Raw genomic sequence first — 6,584 nt, 5'->3', positions numbered from 1 at the left:
AGGAAGATCACCAGGTTGGTCTTCTTGTTGGATCGATTCTGGTACTTAAAAAGATAGCCCAGAACCGGGATGTCGCCGAGGATCGGCACCTTGCTCTCGATGATCGAGGAGTCCTCTTTCATCAAGCCGCCGATGATCACGGTCTGGCGGTCCTTGACCACCACGGTGGTGGTGGCCGAGCGCTTGCTGGTGGTTACTCCGACGTTGGAGGCCTGCAGGCCCTCGGGCGATTTGGTGACGTTGCTCGCCTCCTGGTAGATCTCGAGTTTGACGTAGTCGCTCTCGTTGATCTGCGGTGTGACCTTGAGCGTGATGCCCACGTCCTTGCGTTCGATGGTTGTGGTCGGGGTGAATCCGCCGCCGCCGCCCGCGGAGTAGAGCTGGCCGGTGACGAACGGTACGTTGTCCGCGACCACGATCTCGGCTTCCATGTTGTCCATGGCCAGCAGGGTCGGGGTCGATAGCACGTTGACGTCGGAGTCGGATTGGATGGCGCGGAACAGCGCGCCGATGTTGGCGAAGGTCTGTCCGCCGAAGCTGATCGTGCCGTCCACTGCGCCGATGGCTAGGCCGGTGATGCCCAGCGGGTTGGTGGCGGCCTGGTTGATGCCGCCGAAGTTCGACCCGCCGATGACCTGCACGCCGTCGTCGGTGAAGTCGGATGTGGAGCGGGCCTCAAAGCCCAGGTCGAGACCCTTCTCAAGGGTGATCTCGATGATCAAGGCCTGGACGAACACCTGGCGCCGCGGGATGTCGAGCTTATCGATCACGTCTTTGAGCGTCTGGAAATCGTGCGGGTTGGCCACGATCACCAGCGAGTTGGTCCCCGGGTCGGAGGTGATCCGCACCTCGCCCTCGAAGTTGGCCACCGTCGGAGCACCGCCTCCAGTGACCCCCGAGGCCCTCGGAGCCGTCGCGCCCGCTGCGCCGAACACGCCACCGGCCGAAGCGCCGCCGGCCTGCTGATTGCGCTGGCTGGTCGCACGCGTCGCGCCGCCGGCCACCGGGCTGTTGCCGGCCAGGGCGGCCAGCACCTGGGCCAGCTCCTCGGCGTCGGCGTTCTTGAGGTAGATCACGTGGATCTTGCCCTCGCCGCCGGGAATCGGTACGTCGAGCTTGGCCACCAGGTCGCGGATTTTGCGCAGGCCCACGCGGTTGGCCTTGACCACCAGCGAGTTGGTGCGCAGGTCGGCGATGACCTTGGTGATCACGCCCGATTCGGAAGCCGCGGATCCTCTGAGGCGCGAAGAACTCGCGGTTTGGGTGCGCGCTCTACGCGAGCTGCTCGTCGAGCTGGTGCGCGTGGTGCGGCCGCGGGCCGGGGCTGCGACTCCGGCCTGGTCGCCGAACAGCGAGAGGATTTCCTCGGCCACCACCGGTGCGGAGGAATACTTGAGCGGGATGACTTCGATCTGCTCCTCGGTTCCCTCGACGTCCAGCCGCTGGATGATGCGTACGATGCGGTTGACGTTGGCCGCCGAATCGAGGATCACCAGGGTGTTGCTCGGAGCGTAGGCGAACAGGTTGCCCTCGCCCGAGACCAAGTTGCGCAGGGCGCTGGACACCTCTGCGGAGTTGATGTAGTTCAGCGGGTAGAGCTGGGTGATGAATTCGTCCGTGGCCTCGGGAATGTCGGTGCCGGTGTAGGTGGTCACCGGGACTTTACCGCCGTTCTTGCGCGGCACGATTTTGGTCACGGCGCCCATCTTGACAGTAGTGAAGCCGTTGATCTCGAGCACCGAGAGGAAGATCTGGTAGGCGTCCTCCGCACTCACGCAAGAGGGCGAGAGGATCGTGTATTTGCCTGTGACCTTTTTGTCCAGCAGAAAGTGGGTGCCCGTAACAACGCTGATGATCTGCGTGATCTGGGAGATGTCGCAGTCAGTGCACGAGATGTCGACCTGGTCGGACTCGGTGCAGCGGCTCGATCCGGACGCCGTTGCGTCCCCCTCGTCGGCAGTCGTACCCAGGCTCGCACCCGGGCCGTCCTCGTCCTGGGCCAGGGCCGGGATCGACAGCAGCAGGGCGACTGACAAGGCGATCAACAGAATAGAGATAGGCCTGATGCCCATCATGTATGCTCCTCGATTGGGCGCCCCGGAACGTCGAACCGTCCAGAGCGAGTATATTCGGTAAAAGACTCCAAAATTTGCAAAATCATAGGGCTCGGTAAGGGAAAAATCAAGTTGGTCTTTCCAATCCGAAAAAGAGTTTAGCGGCGGCAGCGTTGACGACGACTTCGACGCTGCCGCCGCTGGAGAAAGGAGGATCGAAATGAAGAAACGCGGCCCTGTGTGTCCTGTGTTTGCGTTTAACGACATCCATGTTGCTCCTCGGAGCCGAACCTAACACAACGCAAGGGCCGTGCCAGGCGTCGCTCGAACATGATAATTCCACAACCAGATGATTAAGTGCTGTTTTTAGCACATACGATGCAGCTCACCTTGGGGCATGCGCGTAGGCTGATACGCGCAACCAAGCCACAGATGCGAAGGGCGATTCTCCGGCAATCGGGCCGCGTAAGACGAGCCTTGACGAAGCTTCGCGGGAATCATAAATTATAGATACAAGCTAATCCCACTTTTGCGCCCAAGGCTGGAGGGCACAGCAATGACAGCATTACCCGACAAGATCGTGCGTCTTGCCCGGACCGATGTCTTTGGACCTCGACGCGCTAGGCTGTTTCGGATCAAAGACGTGCTCGAGCACATCGAGCTGCCGCTGGAAGACCAGGGGCTAGCGGCCCTGGAGACCATCGACTTTGTCTACCGCACACTGTGCGGCGTGCTCTACAACTGCGCGCCGACCTCGGGCCATCCGGGCGGCAGCATCTCGTCGGGTCGGATCGTGTCATCGCTGTTCTACGGCACCATGGACTACGACTTCTCGCAGCCAAGAGAAGAGGCGGCGGACATGCTGGTCTACGCGGCCGGGCACAAGGCGCTGGGGCTCTACGCGATGTGGGCGCTGCGCAACGAGCTGATCAGAATCGGCGCGCCGCAGCTGCTGGCCCAGGAGCGAATGCAGCTGCGCTGGGAGGATCTGCTTGGTTTTCGGCGCAACCGCACTCAGGAAACGCCGCTGTTTAAAAAGTTCAACTGCAAACCTCTGGATGGCCATCCGACGCCGGCCATGCCCTTTGTTTCGCTGGCCACCGGCGCATCGGGCGTAGGCGTGCCCGCGGCGTTCGGCCTGGCGTTGGCTGCTCTGGATTATTTCGGCGACGCCGCGCCGCAGGTCAACGTGCTCGAGGGCGAGGGCGGCATGACCCCGGGCCGCGTGCACGAGGCGCTGGCAGCCGCTGCCACGGCCAATCTGCGCAACATTGTGCTGCACGTGGATTGGAACCAAGCGTCCATCGATTCCAACCGCGTGTGCGCCGACCAGGGCCAGCCCGGCGACTACGTGCAGTGGAATCCCACTGAGCTGTGCTACACCCACGACTGGAACGTGATCGAGGTTGAGGACGGCTTTGACCTGCGTCAGGTGCTGGCTGCGCAGGTCCTGGCCAAGGCCGGGATTTCCGATCAGCCCACGGCGATCGTCTATCGCACGATCAAGGGCTGGCACTACGGCATTGAGGGCCGCAAGTCACACGGCGCGGGGCACGGGTTCTGCTCTGAGAACTACTTTAAATACGTTGCAGAACCGTTTGAACAACGCTTTGGCAAGCGCTTCCCCAGGCCCACCGACTGCGGGTCCAACGAGTCGATCGAGCAGATTTTCTTTGAAACGCTGATCGCCATGCGCGAGGCCCTGGAGCAGGAGGGCGCGGCCGCAAGCTTTGCAGTGCAGCGCCTGGGCCTATCCAAGGAGCGTCTGGCAGGGCTCGCGCGCGCCCCGCGGCAGGGCGCTCCCAAGCTTGAGGCGCTGTATTCAGGCGAGCTGCGGGCCGATCAGGTGCCCGACAAACTGGTGCTCGAGCCCGGTTCCAAGGCCACCCTGCGCGGCGCCCTGGGCGATGCTCTCAATCAGCTCAACCTCGCAACCGGCGGCGCTTTGCTGGCTTGCGCTGCGGATCTGGCCGACTCGACATCGATCTCCAAGGCGGCCAAGGGCCTGTCCGAGGGATTTTACAACGCGGCAACCAATCCAACTGGCCGCCTGGTGGCAGTGGGCGGGATCTGCGAGGACGCCATGGGCGGGCTGATGGCCGGGGTCTCGAGCTTCGGCCGGCACATCGGCTGCACATCGTCCTACGGCGCGTTCATCGCGGCGCTGGAGCACATCATTGCGCGGCTGCACGGCATCGGCCAACAGAACATGCACGACCTGACGGGCGACCCGTTCCGCACGTTCATCATGGTCAACGCCCACGCGGGTATCAAGACCGGCGAGGACGGCCCGACCCACGCCGATCCCCAGTGTTTACAGCTGCTTCAGGAGAACTTCCCGCGCGGGATCCTGATCACGCTTACCCCCTGGGAACCACAGGAGGTCTGGCCGCTGCTGATGGCCGGAATCAGCGCGCGTCCGGCAGTGCTCTGCCCGTTTGTCACGCGTCCCAACGAGATCGTGCCCGACCGCGCGGTCTTGGGCGTGGCGCCCGCATCCGCCGCGATCAAGGGGCTCTACAAACTGGTGGCGGGCGACCCGGATGTCAAACCCTACCACGGTACGCTGGTGCTCCAAGGCAGCGAAGTTGGGATCAATTTCACCTTTGACGTACTGCCCGAGCTGCGCAAACAGGGGATCAACCTCAACGTGTATTACGTTGCCAGCTCCGAGCTGTTCGACCTGTTGCCGTCGGATGAGCAGCAGGCGATCTTCCCCGAGGCGCGCGCGCGTGAAGCCATGGGAATTACGGGGTTTACCCTACCCACGATCTACCGCTGGATCAGCTCGTTCGAGGGGCGGAAACGCACGCTGCATCCGTTCAAGGGCGGGCGCTATTTGGGCAGCGGCAAGGCCGAGAAAGTGCTGGAGGAGGGCGGCCTCGACTCGCAGTCGATGCTCGCGGCGATCCTCGATTACGCGCGATACATAGAACAGGCATCGTCCTAAAAAAGGAGTGATGACGTGAAGTTCGCAGATAGGATGTCACGGCTGGGGACTGAGACGGCGTTCGAGGTTTTGGCCAAAGCCCGCGCATTGCAGGCCCAGGGCCGCTCTGTGATCGAGCTCGAGATCGGCGAGCCGGACTTTGACACTCCGCGTCACATCATCGAGGCGATGAAGCAGGCGCTGGACAGCGGGTACACGCATTACAGCCCGTCCGCGGGCCTTCCGGACCTGCGCAAGGCGATCGCCCACGACGCGGGCAAGCGGCGTGGGATCGAGCTTGATTCCGATATGGTGGTGGTCACACCGGGTGCCAAGCCCATAATGTTTTTCACTATTATGGCCCTGGTCAACGAGGGTGACGAGGTGATTTACCCTAATCCGGGGTTCCCGATTTACGAGTCGGTGATCAACTTTGTCGGGGCCAAGCCCGTGCCGATCAGGCTGCGCGAGGAGCTCGATTTCGTGTTCGACGTGGACGAGCTGGCCGCGCTGATAACGCCTAAGACCAAGCTTTTAATACTTAATTCGCCGCAGAACCCCACGGGCGGCGTGCTGACCGCCGAAGATGTGCGGCGGGTGGCGGATCTGGCAAAGCAGCATGATCTCTGGGTTTTAAGCGACGAGGTCTACCTCAACATCCTCTATGAGGGCAAGTTCGAGACCTTGACCGCCATTGACGGCATGCTGGAGCGCACGATAATTCTTGATGGATTTTCAAAGACCTACGCCATGACCGGCTGGCGCGTGGGCTACGGGATCATGCCCCACGAGCTGGCGGCCGGGGTGGCGCGGCTGCAAACCAACTCCAACTCGTGCACCAACACGGCGGTGCAACGTGCCTGTATTGCAGCGATTTCCGGTCCCCAGGACGATGTACACACAATGGTCGCCGAGTTCAAACGTCGGCGCGACGTGATCGTCGATGGGCTGAACGACCTGCCGGGCGTGAGCTGCCGCAGACCGCGCGGCGCGTTCTACGTGTTCCCCAACATCACGGAAACAGGCAAAGATTCGCGCTTCCTCGAGGATTACTTCCTGCAGGAGGCCGGGGTGGCGACCCTCAGCGGCACGAGCTTTGGCAAGTTCGGCGAAGGGTATCTGCGCCTGTCGTACGCCGCCTCGATCCAGAATATCGAGGAGGCGCTGCGCCGGATGCGCGCTGCCCTGGAAAAGCTCTGACCGACCCGACCGGCGACATTTCCAACATTGCCCATCGAAGCCTATTTTTCAGCGACTTAGGGCGATAAGGTCAAGTAATACTTTACCTATCGGGTTCACCGAAAAACCATACTGTAATCCTTATTTAACATCGAGTTGCACGCGAACCTCTGATAAATTGCTTGAGGTGTTGCATACGAATTGGGATTTCAAATCACAGATTTCGTATAGGTTACGAAGCGCGTATAGTCGTTGAAATTACTTGGTAATCGCGATTTGGCTCCATGCGATGTTCATATACTGCTTTTCCCTGTCGCGCAAGTTGCTGATTAATCAGGGTAATCTTGAAACCGCATGCATGCGATAATCTTTCGAAAAAAACCGCGATTTCCCTGTAATTCCGGGCAAGTACGATTGCCCTT

General features: G+C 61.3%; 3 protein-coding genes. 2 read left to right on the top strand and 1 reads right to left on the bottom strand.

Annotated elements, in window-relative coordinates; genetic code table 11:
• Positions 1-2,072: type II secretion system secretin GspD (gene gspD, locus P9M14_08400; protein MDP8255755.1), on the bottom strand; the 2,072-nt coding region annotated here is incomplete at its 3' end.
• A 538-nt stretch (positions 2,073-2,610) separates the two neighbouring features.
• Between gspD and P9M14_08395 the strand changes: the two genes are divergently transcribed.
• Positions 2,611-5,004 (top strand): hypothetical protein, encoded by a 2,394-nt coding sequence (locus P9M14_08395; GenBank protein ID MDP8255754.1) that lies wholly within the window; start codon positions 2,611-2,613, stop codon positions 5,002-5,004.
• 15 nt (positions 5,005-5,019) lie between these two features.
• Positions 5,020-6,183, top strand: coding sequence for a pyridoxal phosphate-dependent aminotransferase (locus P9M14_08390; GenBank protein ID MDP8255753.1), 1,164 nt, complete (start codon positions 5,020-5,022; stop codon positions 6,181-6,183).
• Positions 6,184-6,584 lie beyond the last annotated feature (401 nt).

Origin of the sequence: Candidatus Alcyoniella australis (assembly GCA_030765605.1) — a bacterium.
GTDB classification, from domain to species: domain Bacteria; phylum Lernaellota; class Lernaellaia; order JAVCCG01; family Alcyoniellaceae; genus Alcyoniella; species Alcyoniella australis.
Note: the sequence above shows the minus strand (reverse complement) of the source record. Positions and strands in the feature narration are given on the sequence as shown.